Source organism: Pseudomonas sp. CAN1, from assembly GCF_030462585.1.
In the GTDB taxonomy this organism is placed as follows: domain Bacteria; phylum Pseudomonadota; class Gammaproteobacteria; order Pseudomonadales; family Pseudomonadaceae; genus Pseudomonas.
On record NZ_JASMRU010000026.1, the window covers coordinates 44,207 to 65,480 of the forward strand.

Below are 21,274 nucleotides of genomic sequence, written 5' to 3' on the forward strand. Positions count from 1 at the left end.
TCAGATCGGCCAGTCATCCTTCGAGAACTCCTCCTGCAGATAATCCAGCAGCGCCCGTACCGCCGGCAGCACGCCACGTCGGTGCGGGTATACGGCCTGCAGGAAGGCCTCCGGCTCGCTCCACTCGGGCAGCACCCGCACCAGTCGACCGTCAGCCAGCTCCTCAGTGCAGTAGTGCAACGGCAGGACCGTCACGCCCAGCCCCGCCAGCGCCACGTTCTTGCGCAGGTTGAAGTCTTCCACGGCCAGCCGCGCCTCCAGGGCGACCTCGCGGATCGCGCCGGCGGGACCGTGGAGCTTCATGTGCACCTTGCGGTCGCTCTCCAGGGAGCCCAGTACGGGGAGGGCGGCCAGGTCGTCCGGCACCCGCAGGTCGTGGCCTTCCAGGAGTGATGGCGCCGCCACCAGGGCGGTCTTCGCCGTGCGCAGCCGTCGCGAGATCAGTGAGAGATCTTCATCTCCTGGCGCGCGTACACGCAGCGCCACATCCACGCTTTCGTTGAGCAGGTCGACGCGGCGGTTGGTCAGCATCAGCTCCAGGTTCACCTGCGGATAGGCCGCCAGGAAGCCCGGCAGCATGTCGTTCAGCGAGGTCTCCGCCAACGCCACCGGGCAAGACAGCTTCACCCGTCCGCGCGGCTCGGCGCTGAGCTGGGCGGCCACCTCGTCGGCCATTTCCGCCTCCACCAGCATCGCCTGACAGTGCCGGTAGTAGCGCTCGCCCAGGTCGGTCAGCGCCAGTTTGCGTGTGGTGCGCTGCAGCAGGCGAACACCCAGGCGCGCCTCCAGCTCCGCCACACGCCGCGACAGGCGCGACTTCGGCAGGCCTAGCAGGCGCCCGGCAGCAGCGAACCCGCCGGCCTCCACCACCTTGGCGAAGTAGAAGAGGTCATTGAGGTCCTGCATGGGATTGTCCTGCTGATGAGACGAATAGTCATATTTTTGCCGACTTATCGGAGATTGGCTACATGCGTAACCTTGACTCCAACGACGAATTCTTCTGCCAACCCACTTGGCCTCATCGATTGGAGAACACACATGAAACTGCTGCACATCGACTCCAGCATCCTCGGCGACAACTCCGCTTCCCGTCAGCTGAGCGCCGAACTGGTCGCCGCCTGGGCCGCTGCCGAGCCGGGCGTTGAAGTCACCTACCGCGACCTGGCTGCCGACGCCATCAGCCACCTGTCCTCCGCCAGCCTCGTAGCTGCCGGTACTCCGGCCGAACTGCGCGACGCTGCACAGAAGCACGAAGCCGAACTGGGCGAGAAGAGCATCGAAGAGTTCCTCGCCGCCGACGCCATCGTCATTGGCGCGCCGATGTACAACTTCTCCATCCCCAGCCAGCTCAAGGCCTGGATCGACCGCATCGCCGTGGCCGGCAAGACCTTCCGCTACACCGAGAGCGGCCCGGTGGGCCTGGCCGGCGGCAAGAAGGTGATCATCGTTTCCACCGCCGGTGGTATCCATGCCGGCCAGCCCACTGGCCAGGCGCACGAGAACTACCTGCAGCTGGTGCTGAACTTCCTCGGCGTGACCGACATCGAGTTCGTCCGCGCCGAAGGCCTGGCCTACGGTGACGAACCGCGCCGCAACGCCATCGCTGGCGCCCAGGCGAGCATCGCCAGCCAGTTCGCCGCTGCCTGATCCTTGCCTTGAAAAAGCCCCGCCATGCGGGGCTTTTTTGTGCCCTGGAACTGCCGTCTGTCTGCGGGCACGGAGCGAACCCCTCTGGCGCGTACTATGCAGAGATTCACTTCAGGCGGCGCCCGGCGGTTTCTGCATTCACCGACAAGCCTCGTGGCGCCTGATCTGGAGACAAATCGGGGCAAACTGCACCATGGCGAGGCGCCTGTTCTGGTTTCTGCTGCTCGTTACCTTCAGTACCGCGAGTTGGGCGGCCCACGGCTGGAACGTGGGTTTTCATCGCCTGCAGGTGAGCGACCCGCTGGACCAGCAGCCGATGAAAGCCATCGCCTTCTACCCCACGCGCGCGGCCGAGCAGCCCCTGCACCTGGGCAACTTCATACTCGATGTGGCCTACGAGGGCAGGCCGGCCAATGGCCGCTTCCCGCTGCTGGTCATGTCCCACGGCAACTACGGCACCCCGCTGGCCCAGCGCGACCTGATCGAGGCGCTGGTGAGCAAGGGCTTCGTCGTGGTGACGTTGCTGCATCCGGGCGACAACCTGCATGACCACAGCCGTCTCGGCGCGTTGAGCAACCTCTACGGGCGGCCGTTGCAGGTATCCGAAACCATCAGCGCCGCGCTGCTCGATCCGCGCGTGGCGGCCATGGTCGACCCCCACAAGATCGGCGTCATCGGCTATTCCGCCGGCGGCGAGACGGCGCTGATCCTCGCCGGCGCCGAGCCGAGCTTCGACCGCTTGCGCAAGTACTGCCAGCAACGCCCGGACGACCGCGATGCCTGCAGCGAGAAAGGGGAGGTGCGCGCGGACCGCAACGACCTGGTACCGATGGCTGACCCGCGGGTTGGCGCCTTGCTGCTGCTGGCGCCGTTGAGCCTGATGTACGGCGCCCATGAACTGGAGGACGTGAAGGTCCCGGTGCTGCTCTACACCGGCAACGACGACCACATTCTCGACTGGAAGAAGAACGCCGGCGCCCTGGCGCGCAAACTGCCGCAGCAGCCGGACCTGCGGATTCTCGATGGGGCAGGGCACTTCGTGTTCATGTCGCCCTGTTCCGAAGAGGAAATCGAAGCCACCCCTGACCTCTGCACCGATACCCAGGGCGTCGACCGCAAGGCGATCCACCGCGACCTGGCGGCTTCGGCGGCGGAGTTCTTCGACATCAGCCTGGGCAGCGCGATGCTGCAGACCTCCGGGCGCTGAGTCACGCGTGAAGCTTGCGTAGGAGCGGACCTTGTCCGCGAAATGTACGCCCGTGCATAAGAGCATCGCGGAGAAGCTCCGCTCCTACGAAGAGCAGCAGCGCACAGAAAAAAGCCCCGCATCAGGCGGGGCTTTTCATTGCGCAGAGGTGGTAATCAGACGATCACGCCCTGGCTGCGCAGGTAGTCGTCGTAGCTGCCGCTGAAGTCGGTCACGCCGTTTTCCGACAGCTCGATGATGCGGGTGGCCAGGGAGGACACGAACTCACGGTCGTGGCTGACGAAGATCAGGGTGCCCGGATAGTTTTCCAGCGCCAGGTTGAGCGACTCGATGGACTCCATGTCCAGGTGGTTGGTCGGCTCGTCCATCACCAGCACGTTGGGGCGCTTGAGGATCAGCTTGCCGAACAGCATGCGGCCCTGTTCGCCACCGGAGATCACCTTTACCGACTTCTTGATCTCGTCGTTGGAGAACAGCATGCGGCCGAGGGTGCCGCGCACCAACTGCTCGCCGCCCTGGGTCCACTGGGCCATCCAGTCGAAAAGGTTGTAGTCGTCCTCGAAGTCCTCGGCGTGGTCCTGGGCGAAGTAGCCCACGTCGGCGCTGTCGGTCCACTTCACTTCACCGCCGGTGGGCGCCATCTCGCCGACCAGGGTGCGCAGCAGGGTGGTCTTGCCGATGCCGTTGGGGCCGATGATGGCGATGCGCTCGCCAGCTTCCACCTGCAGGCTGAGGTTCTTGAACAGCGAGGTGCCGTCGAAGCCCTGGCTGACCTTCTCCAGGGTCACCGCCTGGCGGTGCAGCTTCTTGTGCTGCTCGAAGCGGATGAACGGGCTGACGCGGCTGGACGGCTTGACCTCTTCCAGCTGGATCTTGTCGATCTGGCGCGCACGGCTGGTGGCCTGCTTGGCCTTGGAGGCGTTGGCCGAGAAGCGGCTGACGAAGGTCTGCAGCTCGGCGATCTGCGCTTTCTTCTTGGCGTTGTCCGACAGCAGGCGCTCGCGGGCCTGTTCCGCCGCGGTCATGTACTCGTCGTAGTTGCCCGGGAACAGGCGCAGCTCGCCGTAGTCCAGGTCCGCCATGTGGGTGCAGACGCTGTTCAGGAAGTGACGGTCGTGGGAAATGATGATCATGGTGCTGTTACGCGCCGTGATGATGTTTTCCAGCCAGCGGATGGTGTTGATGTCCAGGTGGTTGGTCGGCTCGTCGAGCAGCAGCAGGTCCGGGTCGGAGAACAGCGCCTGGGCCAGCAGCACGCGCAGCTTCCAGCCCGGAGCGACGGCGCTCATCGGGCCGAAGTGCTGGTCGAGCGGAATGCCCAGGCCCAGCAGCAACTCGCCGGCGCGGGATTCGGCGGTGTAGCCGTCGAACTCGGCGAACTGCACTTCCAGTTCGGCCACGGCCATGCCGTCCGCTTCGCTCATCTCCGGCAGGGAGTAGATGCGATCGCGCTCGGCCTTGACCTTCCACAGCTCCTCGTGACCCATGATCACGGTATCGATCACGCTGAAGTCTTCATAGGCGAACTGGTCCTGGCGCAGCTTGCCCAGGCGCACGCCGTTTTCCAGCATTACCTGGCCGCCCGAAGGCTCCAGCTCGCCGCCGAGGATCTTCATGAAGGTGGACTTGCCGCAACCGTTGGCGCCGATCAGGCCATAGCGGTTGCCGTTGCCGAATTTGACGGAAACGTTTTCGAACAGCGGCTTGGCGCCAAACTGCATGGTGATGTTCGCGGTGGAAATCAACTGGGTAACCCTTGGCTGGAACATGGTGCGCGCCGGGCGCGTGCGGCGCGGGCGGGCAGGGAAGGCGGGCGCGTGAGGCGGGCCTGACAAAGCCGCCTATTATGCCACAGGCGGCTGCCGGCTTGCATGTTTTGCCGCTGTAGCGCCCTGTTCACGGGCATATGGCGCAGCCGACAGTTGAAACCCGCCAGTGTCCTGCATCAGAATTCGGTGTTCAGAATTCTGGTGGGGGCTGTATGAAAATCCTTAACGCTCAACATTCGCTCAAGCAGTACCTGGAGCAGGTCAGCGGCAAGCTGATCACTGTGGTCTCGGCCTCCGCCAGTGAAACCGAGTCGCTGATCGAAACCCTGGTGGAGAAGGGCAATCGCCTCGATCTGCTGGTGGGCACCATCAACTCCTTCACCTCGCCGGACTTCATCGATTTCTGCGTGCGCGATGCCGGCAGCAGCGTGACGCTGCACGTGGACTTTCGCGCGCAGAACAGCGTGCACTGGAAGCTGATCCTGATCGAGCCGGACGTGGTGATCCTTGGCAGCGCCAACTTCACCGAGATCGGCCTGAGCCTGACCCGCGACACCTGCACGGTGATCCAGGATGCGGCGCTGTACGCCGACTACCTGGCGCGCGCCAACCAGATCAAGGGCATGGACGGCGTGGTGCTGGGCGCGGACGCACTGGCCTTCGACGAGCAGCTGGAAGAGTATCGCCAGAGCCACCGCCGCGTGCAGGCGAGCCTGGCGCGCAGCGCGCAGTACCTGGACGGCGAGAGCTGGCTGGGCGACGAGACCAACCAGAGCATTCCGCTGTTCATCTGGTACAGCGACCACTCCGATGATTCCGAGGAGAAGGCCGAAGCCTTCCTGCACGCCAGCAGCGATGGTGTGGATTGGGACGACGTGCGCGAGTTCTTCACCTACGAATGCGCCGAGGGCGTGCTGCCCTACGAAGAGGGCGACATGGTGCTGACTGCACGCTGCAACGGTACGCACATCGGCTTCTACACCTTCGACCGCATCCTCTACCGCGACGGCACCTACTACATCTACTCCTACCGCAAGAAGCGCTACACCCAGCCGTTCAAGCTGGAGGACGCGAAGGAGCGCCTGAAGGACGTGATCCCCGACTGGTACGAGGAGATGCGTACCTCGCTGAACCGCCACGACATCAATAGCGTCGTGCGCTGAGCCCGCCGTTCATCGGCGCGTGGTCTGTAACCTGCGGGTAGCACGCTGCGCGCCTTGGCAATCTGAGGGCTGATTGCTAGCATCCTGCCATTATCTCGACGTCGCATTCCGCAGTTGCGTGAGCCCGTCAGAAACCTGTCAGGAGGCAAGGGAACATGCCGCAACTTCCCCGCGAAGAAGAAGTGCCCGCGCGCCGTCGCATGCGCTGGCACTGGCGTCTGTTGACGCTGAAGATCTACATCCTCTGCGCTTTCCTGCTCGCCTGCATGCTAGGCGGCAGTGCCATGCTCCTGCTCAATACCGTCAACGAGACGCTCGAACCCGCCCAGCGCATCGGTTCGGCGCTGGCCGGTGGACTGATCCTGCTGCTGTGCCTGCACATCCTGCGCATGGCCCTGCCGCCGATGCCCTGGTCGGTGCGTCGTCGCGGGCTGGAATAAGCAGCCTCGAGCAGAAAGAGCCTGGAATGAAAAACGCCCCGTGGCATCGCTGCCACGGGGCGTTTTGTTTCGAGCCTGATCAGGTCATCAGAAGATGTTGACCGGGTACTCGACGAAGACGCGCACTTCGTTGCCGTCGTCGTTGTAGGAGCGGGCGTCGTTGGACACGCGCAGCCAGGAACCGCGCAGCTTGACCGACAGGTCCTTGGCCGGGCCGCTCGGGACAACGTACTTCAGCTGGTTGAAGATTTCGCGCTCTTTGCCGTTGCTGGTCTCGGCGGTCTTGATGTTGTCGCCGTAGACGTAAGCGACGGTGTAGCTCAGGCCCGGTACGCCGTACTCGGAGAAGTCCAGGCTGTAGCTGCCCTGCCAGGAGCGCTCGTCTTCACCGTTGAAGTCCGACCAGTAGGAGTTGGCCAGCCAGATGGTGGTGCCGCCGTCGCCCAGGCCGCCTTCGTTCTGGTACCAGCCGTAGTTGTAGCCGGAATCGCCGTTGCTGCGCTGGTGCGCGACCATGAAGGTGTGTGCGCCGATGTTGTACGCGGCCGACAGGCTCCAGATGGTGTTCTTGGTGCCGTCGATGTTGTGGTCAGCAGCGAAGTCATCGTTGACGCGGGTGCGGTAGCCGTTGAAGTCCAGGGTCAGGGACTGCTTGTCGGCCATCGGGATGACGTAGTTCAGGTTCATGTACTGCTTGCGAGCGACGTCTTCGCTCTCGTAGCCGTACAGCGAGCCGCTGAAGTTGTCGGTGAACTTGTAGCTGCCGCCGAACACGTCGATGCGCTTCAGGCCGCCGCTGTCACGCCCTTCGGCGCTCTTGCGGGTTTCCGAGGTGAAGCGGCCGACGTTCAGCTCCAGGCCTTCGATCTCCTTGGAGGTGATCAGGGTGCCGGTGAAGCTTTCCGGCAGCAGGCGGGAGTTGTCGTAGCTGAGCACCGGCAGGGCCGGCATCTGGTCGCCGTACTTGATCACGGTGTTGGAGAAGCGAGCCTTCACCGCACCACCGGCGCGTGCCAGGTCGTTGGCGGCTTCGCCGCTATCGCCCTGCTTGAAGAAGTCGATGCCAGCCGCGCCGCTCTTGCCTTTGCCGCCGTCCAGACGCAGGGCGTACATGCCGAAGGCGTCAACGCCGAAACCGACGGTGCCCTGGGTGAAGCCCGAGGCGAAGGTGGCGGTGGCGGCCTGGCCCCACTCGGCCTTGTCGTCACGACCGTGCTTGTAGTCACGGTTCATGTAGGCGTTGCGGAAGAACAGGTCCAGGTGGCTGTCTTCGACGAAGCCCTTGGCGGTGGACTGGTCTTCGGCCATTGCAGCGGTCGAAGCGAGGATCCCCAGTGCGAGCAGACTGATCCGGTGGTTCAGCATCTTGATTTCCTTAATGGTGCAGCGCCAGCGAACAGAAAGAAAAAAGCTCTCCGCCCCGAAGTGCGTGATCGGGGTAGGTGGAGTCCTGTGCTGGCATATTCTTTTGGTTGTATTCGGGGCGTGGTCGCCCCGGCGCCGCGGGATGATAGCAGAGGTTCGAACTTTTTCGCCCAGCCTCTGTCACGCTCCCGTCATGATTACCTGATCAGCGGCGTTGGCCGCCGAATCACGGCGGCTTGCGGGGGATAGACGAAGTCGCGGCGGATTGCCGCGCTGCTCTGAATCAGCGCGCGAACGAGCGCTGGTACAACCACAGGCTGAGGATCAGCCCGCTGAATGCTGCCAATGCGGCGCAGAGGAAGATCGCGCCGAAGCCGAAGCCATTGGCCACGGCGCCCATCAGCGGCCCGGTGACGCCCAGGGATACGTCGATGAACAGCGAGTAGGCGCCGAGCGCGGCGCCACGATTGGAGGCCGGAACCAGGCCCACGGCTTCCACGCCCAGGGCAGGGAACACCAGGGAGAAACCGAAACCGGTCAGCGCTGCGCCGGCCAGGGCGATCCAGGGTGTCGGCGCGCTCCACAGCAGGAGCAGGCCGAGGCTTTCCACCGACAGGCAGGCGATGGCCACGCGGAAGCCGCCGTGACGGTTGATCGCATTGGCGAAAAGCAGGCGCGCGCCGATGAAGCAGCCGCCGAAGGCGGTCAGGCAATAGACCGCGTCCTTCCAGCCGAGGCTGGCGTAATACAGGGTGATGAAGGTGGCGATGGTACCGAAGCCGATGCCGCCCAACGCCAGCCCCATGCCGTGGGGAAATACCCGGCCGAGCACATGGTGGAAGGGCATCCTTTCGCCATGCACCAGCGCTGCCGCACGCTTCGGCCAGGCCAGGGCGAAGCCCAGGGCGGCCAGCAGGACGACGCTGCCGCCCAGGCTGGCCAGCCCGAGTTGACCGACCATCAGCACGCCCAGCGGCGCGCCTATGGCCAGGGCGCCGTAGCTGGCGATGCCGTTCCAGGAAATGACTTTCGCGGTGTTGGCGGCGCCGACGCGGTCGATGCCCCAGGCAATCGAGGCGCTGCCCACCAGACTTTCCGAGGTGCCCAGCACCAGCCGCGCAAGCATCAGCAGGCCAAGGCTCAGCAACGGCAGGCCCTGCATCGCCCAGGAGCCGAGCATCAGTGCGCCGCTGCCGGCGCAGCCGACCATGCCGTAGAGCACCGCGCGCTTGGGGCCGAGGGTGTCGATCACCTTGCCGGCGTAGGGGCGGGTGAGCAGGGTGGCGAGGTACTGGATGCTGATCACCAGGCCCGCCATCACCGAGCCGAAGCCCAGGTCGCTGTGCACATAGCCCGGCAGCACGGCCAGCGGAATGCCGATGGTCAGGTAGGCGATAAAGGTGAACAGGACGACGGACACCACTTGCAGCGTGGTGGACGAGGCGGAGCGGGAGTCGGCGGACATGTGCAGCAATTCGGTACGGCGAGTGGGCCCTACATGATGGACCGCGACTGGCGTGTAGGAAAGCTAGCTAACGAACTACCTGAATTCCCGCTGTATGAGGATTCCTAGGAGCGGACTCCGTCCGCGATGCTGTCCGGCGCGCTGTGAGCGATGGTTGAATGTTGCAGGCACCCGTAGGGCGAATAACGCGTCAGCGTTATCCGCCGCTGTCCGGGGCGGCGGATAACCTGTTCCAGGTTATGCGCCCTACATGGCTGCGGTTTGGTGGGACGCATTCCTGTAGGAGCGAGCTTGCTCGCGAACGGACTCCCCGGCCGCTCTGTCGTCAAGTGGTTCGCGAGCAAGCTCGCTCCTACAAAATCTGGCTGTCAGACGCGACGGAACAGGGTGGGGTAATCGATCACCAGCCCCTGATCATCCACCGTCAGCAATGCCTGAAAGCCCGTGCCTTCCAGGTTTTCGTAGAGGTAATGATGGGCATCGACCCGCGTATAGCCCTGGCGCATACGCACCGGCTTGAGCTTCGGTGCTTCCAGGTAGACCACCGCCAGCTCGCGGCGCTCACCGTCGGCCAGCCCCAGGCGGCGGATCGGGAAGGTATTGGTAAAGGGCGACGGCCAGATGTCGATATCCAGGCAGCCTTCCAGCTCCGGCAAGGCGCCATCGGCATTGCGCCAGTGGCCTTCGCCGTCGGTCAGTAGCTGCAGTTCCTGCGTGCCGCGGGCGCTTTCCACTTTGAAGCGCGCTTCACGCAGGCGCCATTGCTCGTCCCAACCCAGCTGGTAGTCGAGTTGATAGGACGGCCCGCCGGCTTCGTCGATGGCGCGCAACTGGCTCTCGGCACTCCTCTCGGCTAGTTGTAGCGCCTCCCAGCTGGAGGTCGGTGCGTGCCAGATGCCTTCCCAGGCCAGGCTGCGCATTATTGCGCCTCCAGCACGAGGCCCAGGCGTTGGCGCTTGGGCAGGCGGGCGACCACCAGTTGGTGCGAGCGTGTCAGCGCCTCGCGCAGTTCGGCGTCGCCCATGGGGTAGGGCTGCTGCATGGAAATCCAGAACGCCCGCGCCAGGTAGGGCGCCGGGCGGATGCCGGGGCGGTCGACGTAACCCAGGAACAGCTCCGGGCCGACCTTGAAGGCCAGGCCGCCGTTGCCGCTGTCGAGGAAGTCGAGGATGGCGAACATCTTGTTGCCGGCCACCGAGAACACGCGGTTACTGCCCCACTTGATGTCTTCGCGGGCGCCAGGGAGTTCAAGGCAGAAGCGGGCGATCTGTTGCGGCGTCATCGGGCACGGGTTCCTTCGATCAGTTCTGCTGGAGATCAGTCGCGCTTTCGATCAGTCACGGAAATAGACCTTGACCAGATGGTAGCCGAACTGGCTTTTCACCGGCCCATGGACCACGCCCACCGGCTTCTTGAAGATCACCTGGTCGATGCTGCGGACCATCTGGCCGGGGCGCACCTCGCCGAGGTCGCCGCCGCGCTTGCCGGACGCGCAGGTGGAATGCTTGCGCGCCAGGGCGGCGAAATCCTCGCCCTTGGCCAGGCGCTGCTTGAGCTGCTCGGCTTCGGCGGCGGTCTTTACCAGAATGTGGCGGGCCATGGCGACGGGCATGTTGGTTTCCTTGAAAAAGAGAACTATTGGCGCGGCATTGTACGGGAGCAGTGAATCAGGTCGCATTTTCCGATGGGTTGCATTGTCTGGTGTAGGAGGGCTCCCTAGAGTCAATGAGCAAATTCTTATTCTAAAGGCGCTGCTGACAGACAGCGTCTGCCGCCACCTTGCGTACGGATGCAGTTCAATGGATATCCAAACGATGCTCAAGATCCTGGCCACCCAGGATGGTTCGGATCTTTACCTCTCCACCGGCGCGCCGCCCTGCGCCAAGTTCAACGGGGTGCTCAAACCGCTCTCCAACGAGCCGATGAAAGCCGGCGACGTGGCGCGCATCGGCTACGGGCTGATGGATGAGGAGCAGCGCGCGGAGTTCGACCGTGAGCTGGAGATGAACTTGGCAATTTCCGTATCCGGCGTCGGCCGCTTCCGTATCAACCTGTTCAAGCAGCGCAACGAAGTGTCCATCGTGGCGCGTAACATCAAGCTGGATATCCCGCTGTTCGAGGACCTGAAGCTGCCCGAAGTGCTGCTCAAGGTGGTCATGGAGAAGCGTGGCCTGGTGCTCTTCGTCGGCGGCACCGGCTCGGGCAAGTCCACGTCCCTGGCGGCACTGATCGACCACCGTAACCGCAACAGCGGCGGGCACATCATTACCATCGAAGACCCCATCGAGTACGTGCACCGGCACCGCAAGTCGATCATCAACCAGCGCGAAGTGGGTGTGGACACCCGCAGCTTCCACGCGGCGCTGAAGAACACCCTGCGCCAGGCGCCGGACGTGATCCTGATCGGCGAGATCCGCGACCGCGAGACCATGGAGCACGCCCTGGCCTTTGCCGACACCGGCCACCTGGCGATCTCCACGCTGCACGCCAACAACGCCAACCAGGCGCTGGACCGCATCATCAACTTCTTCCCCGAGGAGCGCCGGCCGCAGTTGCTCAACGACCTGGGCAACAACCTCAAGGCGTTCGTTTCCCAGCGTCTGGTGCGCACCCAGGACGGCAAGCGCCGCGCTGCGGTGGAGGTACTGCTGGGCACGGCGACCATCAGCGATATCATCAAGCGCGGCGAGTTCAGCCTGATCAAGGAGATCATGGACAAGTCGCGCGCGCTGGGTATGCAGACCTTCGACCAGGCGCTGTTCGACCTGGCGGTGGAGGGGGCGATCAGCGAGGAAGAGGCGGTAAAGAACGCCGACTCGGCGAACAACCTGCGCCTGAAGCTCAAGCTGTACAAGGACAACCCCGGCAGCGTCGGCAGCGCCGCCACTCCCGCAGCAGCCAAGCCAGCCGCACCGGCGCCGGCACCGGTTGCGCCGCCAGCGGCCGCCCAGCCGGTGGAGGCCTCCAGCTGGGGGTTGGAACTGGCGCTGGAAGAGATCGAAGCGGAAGACGCGGACAAGCCGGCCGGCCAGTAGGCCGCCAGTTGAAAGGAAAAGCCCCGGCATGCTGGGGCTTTTTCATGGGCTGGTGCACCTGTAGGAGCGGGCCATGCCCGCGAGCTATCGGCAGGGTCGACGTCTGTTCGCAGATCGGCGGATAACCTGCTCCAGGTTATCCGTCCTGCGGGCTCTTCGTAGGAGCGAGCTTGCTCGCGAATGGAATACCCGACAGCTCCAGCGTCAAGCGGTTCGCGAGCAAGCTCGCTCCTACAGCGCCCAACCACTCGCGCGGTTCGTAGGGCGCATAACGCGCCAGCGTTATCCGCCGACCGTGGTCCGGCGGATAACCTGTTCCAGGTTATGCGTCCTACGGGTGGCAATCGGCGGTGACTACAGCAGCGACAGCGGATAGCTGATGATCACCCGGTTCTCATCGAAGCTGTTGGTGCTGCCCCAATCGCGCCGCATGGTGGAGTTGCGCCACTTGAGGTTCAGTGTCCTGAAGGTGCCGCTCTGCACCGTGTAAGCCAGTTCGCTCTCGCGGCCCCACTCGCTTCCATCGTCGGTGCTGGCGTTGTGCACGTTGTGGCCCTGGATGTAGCGGTTCATCAGGGTCAGGCCGGGGATGCCGAAGGCGGCAAAGTCGTAATCGKGGCGCAACTGCCACGAGCGCTCCCGGGCGCCGTCGTAACTGGAGCTGAAGCTGTCATTGGCTAGGGACGCACCAGTGGCACCGTTGACGCGGAACCACTCGTCCTCGCCCATGACCTTCTGCAGGCCGAGGTAGAAGATGCTCGCGCCGTATTTGGCCGAGAACAGCCCGGAGACGGTGCGGTTGTCCAGATCGCCGGCACGGGCGCTGCCATCGTCCTTGCCCCAGAAGTAGCCGATATTCGCACCGAGCACCCAGTCCCCCAGCGGCTGGCTGTGCTGCAGTTGCAGGTACTGCTGCTGATAGATGTCCTTCAGCTGCGCATTCCACAGTCCGACCAGGGTGCGCTCGCCATTGAAACGGTATTCGCCACCGACGAAGTTGAAGCGGTCGGATTTGAAGGTCGGGCGGCTGAACAGCGACATGTCGCCCATGCCGGCGTCGTTGCGCGGGCTGTTCTGGCGGAACTGGCCGCCGTAGAGGGCCAGTCCGTCGACTTCCTTCGAGGTGACCTGGGCGCCCTGGAAGGTTTGCGGCAGCGACCGGCCGTCGTCGGAGCGCAGGATCGGCAGCACCACCATCCATTCACCGACTTTCAGTTCGGTGTTCGATGCCTTGGCCTTGCCGGCCACCGCCAGGCGGCCGAAGTCGTCGGCGGGGCGGCCGTCGTCGTGGGTCGGCAGTAGCTGAGTACCGGCCGTGCCCTTGCCGCCGTCAAGCTTCAGGCTGTACAGCCCGAGCACGTCCAGGCCCAGCCCGACGGTGCCCTGGGTGTAGCCGGAGCGGGCGTCGAGGATGAAGCTCTGGGTCCATTCCTCCGCCTTGTTCTGACGGGCTTCGCCGACGTAGTTGCGATTGATGTAGAAGTTGCGCAGCAGCAGGCTGGCCTTGGCGTCCTCGATGAAACCGGCTTCGTCGGCGCAGGCCAGCAAGGGCAGGGCGGGCAGCAGGCAGGCGCTGATGGTCAAGTGTGGCAGGCGGCGGATCATGGGTATTCCCTCGGATTCTTGTCGTTGTTCGGGGCGAACGGCTTCCTCCGCGCAGCTCGGTCGGGAGCGGCGGATGGCGGCGGCAGGTGGTCAGTGAGTGCGGGTCAGGCGATCAGCCAGGCGCGACGGGAATGCGAGGGAAAATATGCGGAGAGCCGGTGCACGCGCGCAGGCGTGCCAGGGAGTGCGTGAGCATGTGAACGGACCTTTCTTATTGTGTTTGGCGCCGCATCAAGGCGGCGGCTGGGATCATAGTGGTGCTGCGTCGCGGCGCGCCGCAATTCGCCCGAGGCGTAAGCGTTCGCTGTTCGACCAGAAACTAACCAAATGGAACATTCGTGTAGGTGGATTCCGCGTACCATGTTTTCGTGCTCCGCAGTCCCTGTCAGACCTTTCAGCAGGCCCGCAGGGTGCGGCGTGGCGGATACTTTCTCCGGCGTGTCCTGTTAGGCTGTCCTGCTTTCCAAGCTGGTGCCTGAGTGCCAGCCGCATCTGCCTATTGAATCCGTGAGTCGATGAGTACCAGCCAATCGCCGTTGTCCGGCGTCCACCAGCCCTTCAAGGGCATCCTGCTCATCGTCCTGGCGACCTTCCTGTTCTCCAGCCACGACGCGCTGTCCAAGTACCTGGCGAGCATCTATCCCATCGTCATGGTGGTGTGGGCGCGCTATGTGGTGCACACGCTGCTGATGGCGGGCATCTTCCTGCCGCGCGCCGGCCTGGCGGTGCTGCGCACCCGCCACCCGTTCCTGCAGACGGCGCGGGCGCTGTGCCTGCTGGGGACCAGCTTCCTGTTCACCACCGGCCTGCAATACATCCCGCTGGCCGAGGCGACCTCGGTGAACTTCCTCGCGCCGCTGCTGGTGACGGCGCTGTCGGTACCGCTGCTGGGGGAGCGGGTGACCTTCGGGCAATGGGCCGCGGTGCTGGTCGGGTTCAGCGGTGTGCTGATCATCGTCCACCCCGGTGGCGACCTGTTCACCCCGGCGGTGCTGCTGCCGTTCGGCTCGGCGCTGTGCTTCAGCTTCTACCAGCTGCTGACGCGCAAGCTCAGCCAGGTGGACAGCCCGACCACCAGCAACTTCTTCGCCGGGCTGTGCAATACCCTGATCGTCAGCGCGCTGGTGCCGTTCTTCTGGCAATGGCCGGGGCTGGTGCACGGCCTGATGATGCTCGCCCTGGGCACCTGCGGAATGACCGCGCACCTGTTCCTCACCCAGGCCTTCCGCCACGCGGCGCCCGCGCTGCTGGCGCCGTTCAGCTACTGTCAGATCGTCTTCGCCGGGCTGCTGGGGTTCGTGATCTTCGGCCATACGCCGGAGCCGTCGGCGCTGCTGGGCATCGCGGTGATCTGCGGCAGCGGGCTGGCGGCGGCGTGGTTGCAGAGCCGCAGGAAGTAGCCTGAGGACGCTTTACCTGTAGGAGCGAGCTTGCTCGCGAACCGCCCAGCACCGCAGCCGCCGGGGAATCCGTTCGCGAGCAAGCTCGCTCCTACGAAGAGCAATCGCTACTCGATTTCGAACAGCCCGTGGCGGATCGGCCCAACCTGCAGGCGCTGGCGCACGTCGTCGTCGATGCGCGCATCGTCCGGCTGGTACAGCTTCACCTGGCGATAGGCGCTGATGCGGTTGATCTCAGGGCCCAGGTATTCCCAGACCACGCGGGTGCAGGCCGGGGTGCGGCGGTCACCGCTGGAGACGCCGGTCTTCAGGCCGTTCAGGCGGGTGATGCGGCTCTTGAAGCTGGGGATGAGGATGGTCTGGCTCATCTCGTTGACGGTGAGCGACTCGTAGTCCATCAGGAACACCCGGTCCTGCAGCTGGAAGGCCGCGCCCAGGTAACGGCAGCGCACCCAGTCCTCGGCCTGCACATCGGTGCTGCTGGAGCGCTCCTGGCGTTCCTGGCGCTCGAAGAGGAAGTTGCCGTCCTGCTCGTACAGATGCACCAGCGACAGCAGGATCGAGCCCGGCACCGACATGCAGTTGGAGTACTCGAAGTAATAGCCGCAGTAACGCGACAGGTTGCCAGCGTGGTCGCGCAGCGGGCGGAGCATTTCCAGCAGCGGATCGTCGCGCTGCACGTTGGCCGGCGACATGCCGCGCGCACCGATCAGCCGGGCGAACTGGTCCGGCGGCAATTGCAACTCGTAGTCCTCGACACCGAAGAAATCACCGATACGCTTGAGGTTGTACGCGGTGGGCTGGCTCTGCCCGCCGAGGTACTTGTTGAACTGCGCGCGGTTGATCGAAAGCTTGCGGCAAACCTCCGAGATAGAGCGGTAGTGGGCGCAAAGCAGCTTGAGATTGGGGCCGAGATTGTCGGACATTCGTACCAGGTCCAGGTGATGCGACTGGCGCCAGTATAGCGTCAGGTAGCATCAATTCGTAGCAAGCCGCGAAATTGTATCGGGAGGCTTCGGGCGCAACCATGCGCCCCAGTGAGCGGACCCGCCCCAGGTCCGTGCTCCCACAATAACAATCGAGGCCCCAGCACATGCTCGACGCGATCAACGATTTCCTCTCCGGGAAAGTCCTCATCGTCCTCATCGTAGGACTCGGCGCGTATTTCACCATCCGCTCCCGTTTCGTCCAGTTCCGCCATTTCGGCCACATGTTCGGCGTGTTCAAGGAATCGATCCGCGGCCAGTCCGGCCAGCTGAGCTCGTTCCAGGCCCTGATGCTGAGCCTCGCCGGCCGCGTGGGCGCCGGTAACATCGCCGGTGTCGGCATCGCCGTGACCCTGGGTGGCCCCGGTGCCGTGTTCTGGATGTGGGTCACCGCGCTGGTGGGCATGTCCAGCAGCTTCTTCGAGTGCACCCTGGCCCAGGTCTACAAGCGCAGCGACGGCGACGGCCTGTATCGCGGCGGCCCGGCCTACTACATCCAGCACGGCCTGAAGCTGCGCTGGATGGCCATGACCTTCGCGGTCCTGCTGCTGGTCACTTACGGCTTCGCCTTCAACGGCCTGCAAGCCTTCACCGTGACCCACTCGCTGCAGAACGCCTTCGACATCCCGGTGCTGTACTCGGGCATCGCCCTGGCCGTGCTGCTGGCCGTGGTGTTCTTCGGCGGCATCCAGCGTATCGCCGCGGTCTCCGACCTGCTGGTACCGGTGAAGACCCTGGCCTACATCGCCGTGACCCTGTATGTGATCGTCACCCAGATCGAACTGGTGCCGGGCATGCTGACCACCATCGTCAAGAGCGCCTTCGGCCTGGAACCGGCCTTCGCCGGCCTGCTGGGCGCGGCCATCGTGATGGGCGTGAAGCGTGGCGTGTTCGCCAACGAAGCGGGCCTGGGCAGTGCGCCGAACGTGGCCGCCGTTGCCGCCGTGCGTCACCCGGCGTCCCAGGGTGTGGTCCAGGCGTTCAGCGTGTTCCTCGACACCTTCGTCATCTGCACCTGCACCGCGCTGCTGATCCTGCTCTCGGGCTTCTACACCCCCGGCTTCGAAGGCGACGGCATCACCCTGACCCAGAACTCGCTGGCCGCCGTGGTCGGTGACTGGGGCCGCATCTTCGTCAGCGTCGCCCTGTCGCTGTTCGTGTTCACCTGCATCACCTACAACTACTACCTCGGCGAGAACGCCCTGCAGTTCATCGTCGGCCGCAGCCGCTCCGCGCTGATTGCCTTCCGCGTGCTGGTGCTGGGCCTGATCCTCTGGGGCTCGATGCAGAACCTGGGCACCGTGTTCGCCTTCGCCGACATCACCATGACCTGCCTGGCCTTCGTCAACCTGGTGGCCCTGGCGATGCTGATCAAGACCGGCCTGCGCGTCATGCGTGACTACGACGAGCAGCGCGCCGCCGGCATCGAGCGCCCGGTGTTCGACGCCAGCAAGTTCGCCGACCTGGACATCGACCACGATGCCTGGCGCGACGCCCACAAGATCAACGCCACCGCTCCGGCCCACGGCAGCCTGCCGGCCAAGGGCTGATAGACCTCCGCCTCGGACCAAGGTCTGATACGCGAGGCCGGGACTTCTCCCGGCCTCGCGGTTTATCCTGCGAATTTCCCTGCAAGGACAATGGCATGCGCCGTGTGAAGAACCTCTTCGTCCTCTATACCGGCGGCACCATCGGCATGCTGCAAACTGCCGAAGGCCTGGCGCCGGCTGGCGGCTTCGAAGCACGCATGCGCGAACAACTGCAAGGCCAGGACGAGATTCGTCTCGACTGGTCCTTCGCCGAACTGCAGCCGCTGCTCGACAGCGCCAACATGACCCAGGCCAACTGGCTGGCCATGCGCGACGCCATCGTCAACGCGGTGGAGCAGGGCGGTCATGACGGCGTGCTGGTGCTGCATGGCACCGATACCCTGGCTTATAGCGCCGCTGCGCTGTCGTTCCTGCTGCTGGGTCTTGATGTGCCCGTGGTGCTGACCGGCTCCATGCAACCCATGGGCGCGCCGGGCAGCGATGCGCCGGGCAATCTGCTGGGCGCGCTGAAGGCGTTGGAATCCGGCGTCGAGCCGGGCGTCTGGCTGTATTTCAATGGCGAGCTGATGCATGGCGCCCGTGTCACCAAGCTGCGCAGCGACGCCTTCGATGCTTTTGCCGTATTGCCGCGTGAACGCCATGGCGAGCGTGCGCAATCGTCGCTACCTGCCGAGCTGAGCTACCGCCAGCCGCGCCAGCCGGTGAACCTTGCGGTGCTGCCGCTGTTCCCCGGCCTGCGCGCCGAGCACTTGCGCGGGCTGCTGGGTAGCGGCGTTCAGGCGCTGCTGCTGGAGTGTTTCGGTAGTGGCACTGGCCCGTCGGACAACGAAGAGCTGCTGGCCGCGCTGCGCGAAGCCCATGCCCGTGGTGTAGTGCTGGCGGCGATCAGCCAGTGCCCGCAGGGCCATGYGGCGTTCGATGTCTACGCCGCCGGCAGCCGCCTGCGAGATGCCGGCCTGGTATCCGGTGGTGGCATGACTCGTGAAGCGGCGCTGGGCAAGCTGTTCAGCCTGCTCGGTTGTGGCCTGCCGGTTGCGGAAGTGCAGCGGCTGTTCGCCCTCGACCTGTGCGGCGAGCGCGTCGACTGATTAACGAGAGCCGCGCCCCGCTCAGGGGCGCGATTCTTCCACCGGCACGTTGAGCACCTCGCGCACCAGCATGGCGATGCTGCTGACGCCCATCTTTTCCTTGATCTTGGTGCGGTGCACATCGACCGTCTTGACGCTGATGTTCAGCTCGCGGGCGATGACCTTGCTGGCCTTGCCGTCCACCACCATCATCAGGATTTCCCGCTCCCGCCCGGTGAGCAGGTCGAGCTTGTGCTGCAGGTTCTGCTTCTGCTCCTGGCCCGCGTGCACCTGCACCGCGCTTTTCAGCGCGGCCTGGATGCGGTCCAGCATCTGCTGCGGGTTGTAGGGCTTCTCGACGAAGTCCAGCGCGCCGTTCTTCATCGCCTTCACCGACATCGGGATGTCGCCGTGGGCGGTGACGAAGATGGTCGGCAGGTTGATGCCCTTGTCGTTGAGCATCTCCTGCAGCTGGAAGCCGCTGGTCTCGGGCATGCGCACGTCGAGTACCAGGCAGGCGGGGAGTCTGGGGTCGTATTCGCGCAGGAACTCCTCGGCGCCGCCATAGCAAAGCGATTCGATGCTGACCGATTCGAGCAGCCAGGCGAGGGAGGTGCGCAGGTCCTTGTCGTCGTCGACGATGTAGACCACGGGTTTTCTAGCTTCCATCAGGCGTTGCCACTTTCTTTCTTATCGTTGTAGAGCTGCACGTAGGCCGCGTACGCCGGGCTTTTGCCGCGGTCGTCGGAATGGCATGCCCGGAGCATACCCATAGTCGCCGGTGCTGACGATAAAGAAACCACCTAGATGACTAGCGGCCACCACCGCAAAGCGTGGTGATCGTCTGAATATGGCGCGCCGCCGCGCTGCCCTACGCTGGCCCCATACAAGAAAGGCCGGGCGTGCCGGCCATACCAGTACAAGGGGCGAAGAAATGGCCAACACCCTCAGCCAGACCCAGATCGACTTCCGCAATGCCATGGCGCAGCTGCCGGCGGCGGTGAACATCATCACCACCAACGGCCCGGAAGGCCGCTGCGGCATCACCGCCAGCGCGGTCTGTTCGGTCACCGACTCGCCGCCCACCGTGCTGGTATGCGTCAACCGCGGCAGCGCCACCCACGATGTGTTCCGCAGCAACGGCCATCTGTGCGTCAACGTGCTGTGCGGCGAGCAGGAAGAACTGGCGAAGCACTTCGCCGGGATGACCAAGGTGTCCATGGAAGAGCGCTTCACCTGGGACCTCTGGGACGACGGCTATGCCGGCCTGCCGGTGCTGCGCCAGGCGCTGGTCAGCCTGGAAGGGCGGATCAGCGACTGCAAGGAAGTCGGCTCGCACACCGTGATGTTCGTCGAGCTGGAAAAGGTCGCCGTGCGCGAGCGCCAGGACAGCCTGGTGTACTTCAACCGCGTGTTCCACCGCGTCGACCGCGAAGCCGTGCGCTGCGCCAGCTGATACCTGACTGAATTCCAGAACAACAAGAACGAGGTAATCACCGTGACCCTGAAGATTTCCCAGACTGCCGACATCCAGAAGTTTTTCCAGGAAGCCAGCGGCGCGCTGAATGACGCCGGCAACCCGCGTGTGAAGCAGTTGATCCTTCGAATCCTGCAGGACACCGCGAAGCTGATCGAAGACATGAGCGTCACCCCCGACGAGTTCTGGAAGGCGGTGGATTACCTCAATCGCCTCGGCTCGCGCCAGGAAGCCGGGCTGGTGGTCGCCGGCCTCGGCGTCGAGCACTACCTCGATCTGCTGCTGGACGCCCAGGACGAAGCCGCCGGCCTCGGCGGCGGCACTCCGCGCACCATCGAAGGTCCGCTGTACGTGGCCGGCGCGCCGCTGTCCGAAGGTGAAGCGCGGATGGACGACGGCAAGGATGCGGGCACCGTGATGTTCCTCTCCGGCCGCGTGTTCGACCTGCAGGGCAAGCCGCTGGCCGGTGCCGTGGTCGACCTCTGGCACGCCAACACCAAGGGCACCTACTCGTACTTCGACAGCACCCAGTCCGAGTTCAACCTGCGCCGGCGCATCGTCACCGACGCGGAAGGCCGCTACAAGGCACGCAGCATCGTGCCCAGCGGCTACGGCTGCCCGCCGGACGGCCCGACTCAGGAGCTGCTCGACCAGCTTGGCCGCCACGGCCAGCGCCCGGCGCACATCCACTTCTTCATCTCCGCGCCGGGGCATCGCCACCTGACCACGCAGATCAACCTCGCCGGTGATCAATACCTGTGGGACGACTTCGCCTATGCCACCCGCGACGGGCTGATCGGTGAGGTGCGTTTCGTCGAGGACGCAGCCGCCGCCAAGGCACGCGGTGTGGACGGGCGCTTCGCCGAGATCGAGTTCGACTTCCAGCTGCAGCAGGCGGTTTCCGCCGACGCCGAAGACCGCAGCAACCGTCCCCGCGCTTTGCAGGAAGCCTGATTCCCGCCAACACTCCGGCCCTGTCGGTAACCCCGACGTAGGATGGCGTGGAGCGCAGCGATACCCATCATTCCGTGCACCTGCAGCATGGGTATCGCTGCGCTCCACCCATCCTACGCAGCTCTGTGTTGCTCTGCAGCCGGG

At 64.6% G+C, this 21,274-nt stretch carries 20 protein-coding genes; 10 read left to right on the plus strand and 10 right to left on the minus strand.

Annotated elements, in window-relative coordinates:
- Entirely contained in the window at positions 1-906 is a 906-nt protein-coding gene (locus tag QO207_RS24840; protein WP_301534926.1) for a LysR substrate-binding domain-containing protein, read from the minus strand.
- Between the two features lie 132 nt (positions 907-1,038).
- Between QO207_RS24840 and QO207_RS24845 the strand changes: the two genes are divergently transcribed.
- Positions 1,039-1,647, plus strand: coding sequence for an FMN-dependent NADH-azoreductase (locus QO207_RS24845; RefSeq protein WP_301534927.1), 609 nt, complete (start codon positions 1,039-1,041; stop codon positions 1,645-1,647).
- Positions 1,648-1,840: 193 nt separating this feature from the next.
- Positions 1,841-2,854, plus strand: a complete 1,014-nt coding sequence (locus QO207_RS24850; RefSeq protein ID WP_301534928.1) for a dienelactone hydrolase family protein — start codon at positions 1,841-1,843, stop codon at positions 2,852-2,854.
- 155 nt (positions 2,855-3,009) lie between these two features.
- Here QO207_RS24850 and QO207_RS24855 read toward each other — a convergent pair whose 3' ends face one another.
- Positions 3,010-4,599: an ABC-F family ATPase gene (locus tag QO207_RS24855; protein WP_301534957.1), complete on the minus strand. Its 1,590-nt coding sequence runs from the start codon at positions 4,597-4,599 to the stop codon at positions 3,010-3,012.
- A gap of 236 nt (positions 4,600-4,835) precedes the next feature.
- Between QO207_RS24855 and QO207_RS24860 the strand changes: the two genes are divergently transcribed.
- Both QO207_RS24860 and QO207_RS24865 read left to right on the plus strand, forming a co-directional pair.
- A complete protein-coding gene (locus QO207_RS24860) occupies positions 4,836-5,786 on the plus strand; it encodes a phospholipase D family protein (protein ID WP_301534929.1) in 951 nt (316 codons plus the stop codon).
- Positions 5,787-5,941: 155 nt separating this feature from the next.
- Positions 5,942-6,226, plus strand: a complete 285-nt coding sequence (locus tag QO207_RS24865; RefSeq protein ID WP_301534930.1) for a hypothetical protein — start codon at positions 5,942-5,944, stop codon at positions 6,224-6,226.
- An 87-nt stretch (positions 6,227-6,313) separates the two neighbouring features.
- Here QO207_RS24865 and QO207_RS24870 read toward each other — a convergent pair whose 3' ends face one another.
- The 5 genes from QO207_RS24870 to QO207_RS24890 all read right to left on the minus strand — a co-directional run bounded on the left by QO207_RS24870 (position 6,314) and on the right by QO207_RS24890 (position 10,668).
- Positions 6,314-7,591, minus strand: coding sequence for an OprD family porin (locus tag QO207_RS24870; protein WP_301534931.1), 1,278 nt, complete (start codon positions 7,589-7,591; stop codon positions 6,314-6,316).
- A gap of 283 nt (positions 7,592-7,874) precedes the next feature.
- Positions 7,875-9,056: an MFS transporter gene (locus QO207_RS24875; RefSeq protein WP_301534932.1), complete on the minus strand. Its 1,182-nt coding sequence runs from the start codon at positions 9,054-9,056 to the stop codon at positions 7,875-7,877.
- A gap of 368 nt (positions 9,057-9,424) precedes the next feature.
- Complete coding sequence (locus tag QO207_RS24880) at positions 9,425-9,976, minus strand: putative glycolipid-binding domain-containing protein (protein ID WP_301534933.1); 552 nt, start codon at positions 9,974-9,976, stop codon at positions 9,425-9,427.
- On the minus strand, positions 9,976-10,338 hold the full coding sequence (locus tag QO207_RS24885) for an MmcQ/YjbR family DNA-binding protein (protein WP_301534934.1): 363 nt from the start codon (positions 10,336-10,338) through the stop codon (positions 9,976-9,978). Before QO207_RS24885 ends, QO207_RS24880 begins: the two co-directional genes overlap by 1 nt.
- A 51-nt stretch (positions 10,339-10,389) precedes the next feature.
- Positions 10,390-10,668 carry a peptidylprolyl isomerase gene (locus tag QO207_RS24890; RefSeq protein WP_301534935.1) on the minus strand — a complete coding sequence of 93 codons (279 nt, stop codon included), beginning with the start codon at positions 10,666-10,668 and terminating at the stop codon, positions 10,390-10,392.
- A 187-nt stretch (positions 10,669-10,855) separates the two neighbouring features.
- On the opposite strand from QO207_RS24890, the gene QO207_RS24895 reads away from it, so the two are divergent.
- The gene (locus QO207_RS24895) at positions 10,856-12,091 is read left to right on the plus strand and encodes a PilT/PilU family type 4a pilus ATPase (RefSeq protein ID WP_301534936.1); all 1,236 of its coding nucleotides are present in this window, start codon (positions 10,856-10,858) and stop codon (positions 12,089-12,091) included.
- A 354-nt stretch (positions 12,092-12,445) separates the two neighbouring features.
- Here the strand turns inward: QO207_RS24895 and QO207_RS24900 are convergent, their stop codons facing one another.
- Complete coding sequence (locus tag QO207_RS24900) at positions 12,446-13,696, minus strand: OprD family porin (RefSeq protein WP_301534937.1); 1,251 nt, start codon at positions 13,694-13,696, stop codon at positions 12,446-12,448.
- 515 nt (positions 13,697-14,211) lie between these two features.
- Between QO207_RS24900 and QO207_RS24905 the strand changes: the two genes are divergently transcribed.
- Complete coding sequence (locus QO207_RS24905) at positions 14,212-15,096, plus strand: DMT family transporter (RefSeq protein ID WP_301534938.1); 885 nt, start codon at positions 14,212-14,214, stop codon at positions 15,094-15,096.
- A 107-nt stretch (positions 15,097-15,203) separates the two neighbouring features.
- Here the strand turns inward: QO207_RS24905 and QO207_RS24910 are convergent, their stop codons facing one another.
- Positions 15,204-16,022: a helix-turn-helix transcriptional regulator gene (locus QO207_RS24910; protein WP_301534939.1), complete on the minus strand. Its 819-nt coding sequence runs from the start codon at positions 16,020-16,022 to the stop codon at positions 15,204-15,206.
- A gap of 167 nt (positions 16,023-16,189) precedes the next feature.
- Between QO207_RS24910 and QO207_RS24915 the strand changes: the two genes are divergently transcribed.
- On the plus strand, positions 16,190-17,632 hold the full coding sequence (locus QO207_RS24915; RefSeq protein WP_301534940.1) for a sodium:alanine symporter family protein: 1,443 nt from the start codon (positions 16,190-16,192) through the stop codon (positions 17,630-17,632).
- A gap of 95 nt (positions 17,633-17,727) precedes the next feature.
- Positions 17,728-18,720 carry an asparaginase gene (locus tag QO207_RS24920; protein ID WP_301534941.1) on the plus strand — a complete coding sequence of 331 codons (993 nt, stop codon included), beginning with the start codon at positions 17,728-17,730 and terminating at the stop codon, positions 18,718-18,720.
- A 21-nt stretch (positions 18,721-18,741) separates the two neighbouring features.
- On the opposite strand, the gene QO207_RS24925 is transcribed toward QO207_RS24920, so the two are convergent.
- Positions 18,742-19,368, minus strand: coding sequence for a response regulator transcription factor (locus QO207_RS24925; protein WP_301534942.1), 627 nt, complete (start codon positions 19,366-19,368; stop codon positions 18,742-18,744).
- A 265-nt stretch (positions 19,369-19,633) separates the two neighbouring features.
- Between QO207_RS24925 and hpaC the strand changes: the two genes are divergently transcribed.
- Positions 19,634-20,155: a 4-hydroxyphenylacetate 3-monooxygenase, reductase component gene (gene hpaC / locus QO207_RS24930; protein ID WP_081519852.1), complete on the plus strand. Its 522-nt coding sequence runs from the start codon at positions 19,634-19,636 to the stop codon at positions 20,153-20,155.
- 42 nt (positions 20,156-20,197) lie between these two features.
- Positions 20,198-21,130 (plus strand): catechol 1,2-dioxygenase, encoded by a 933-nt coding sequence (gene catA, locus QO207_RS24935; protein ID WP_301534943.1) that lies wholly within the window; start codon positions 20,198-20,200, stop codon positions 21,128-21,130.
- Positions 21,131-21,274: the final 144 nt, after the last annotated feature.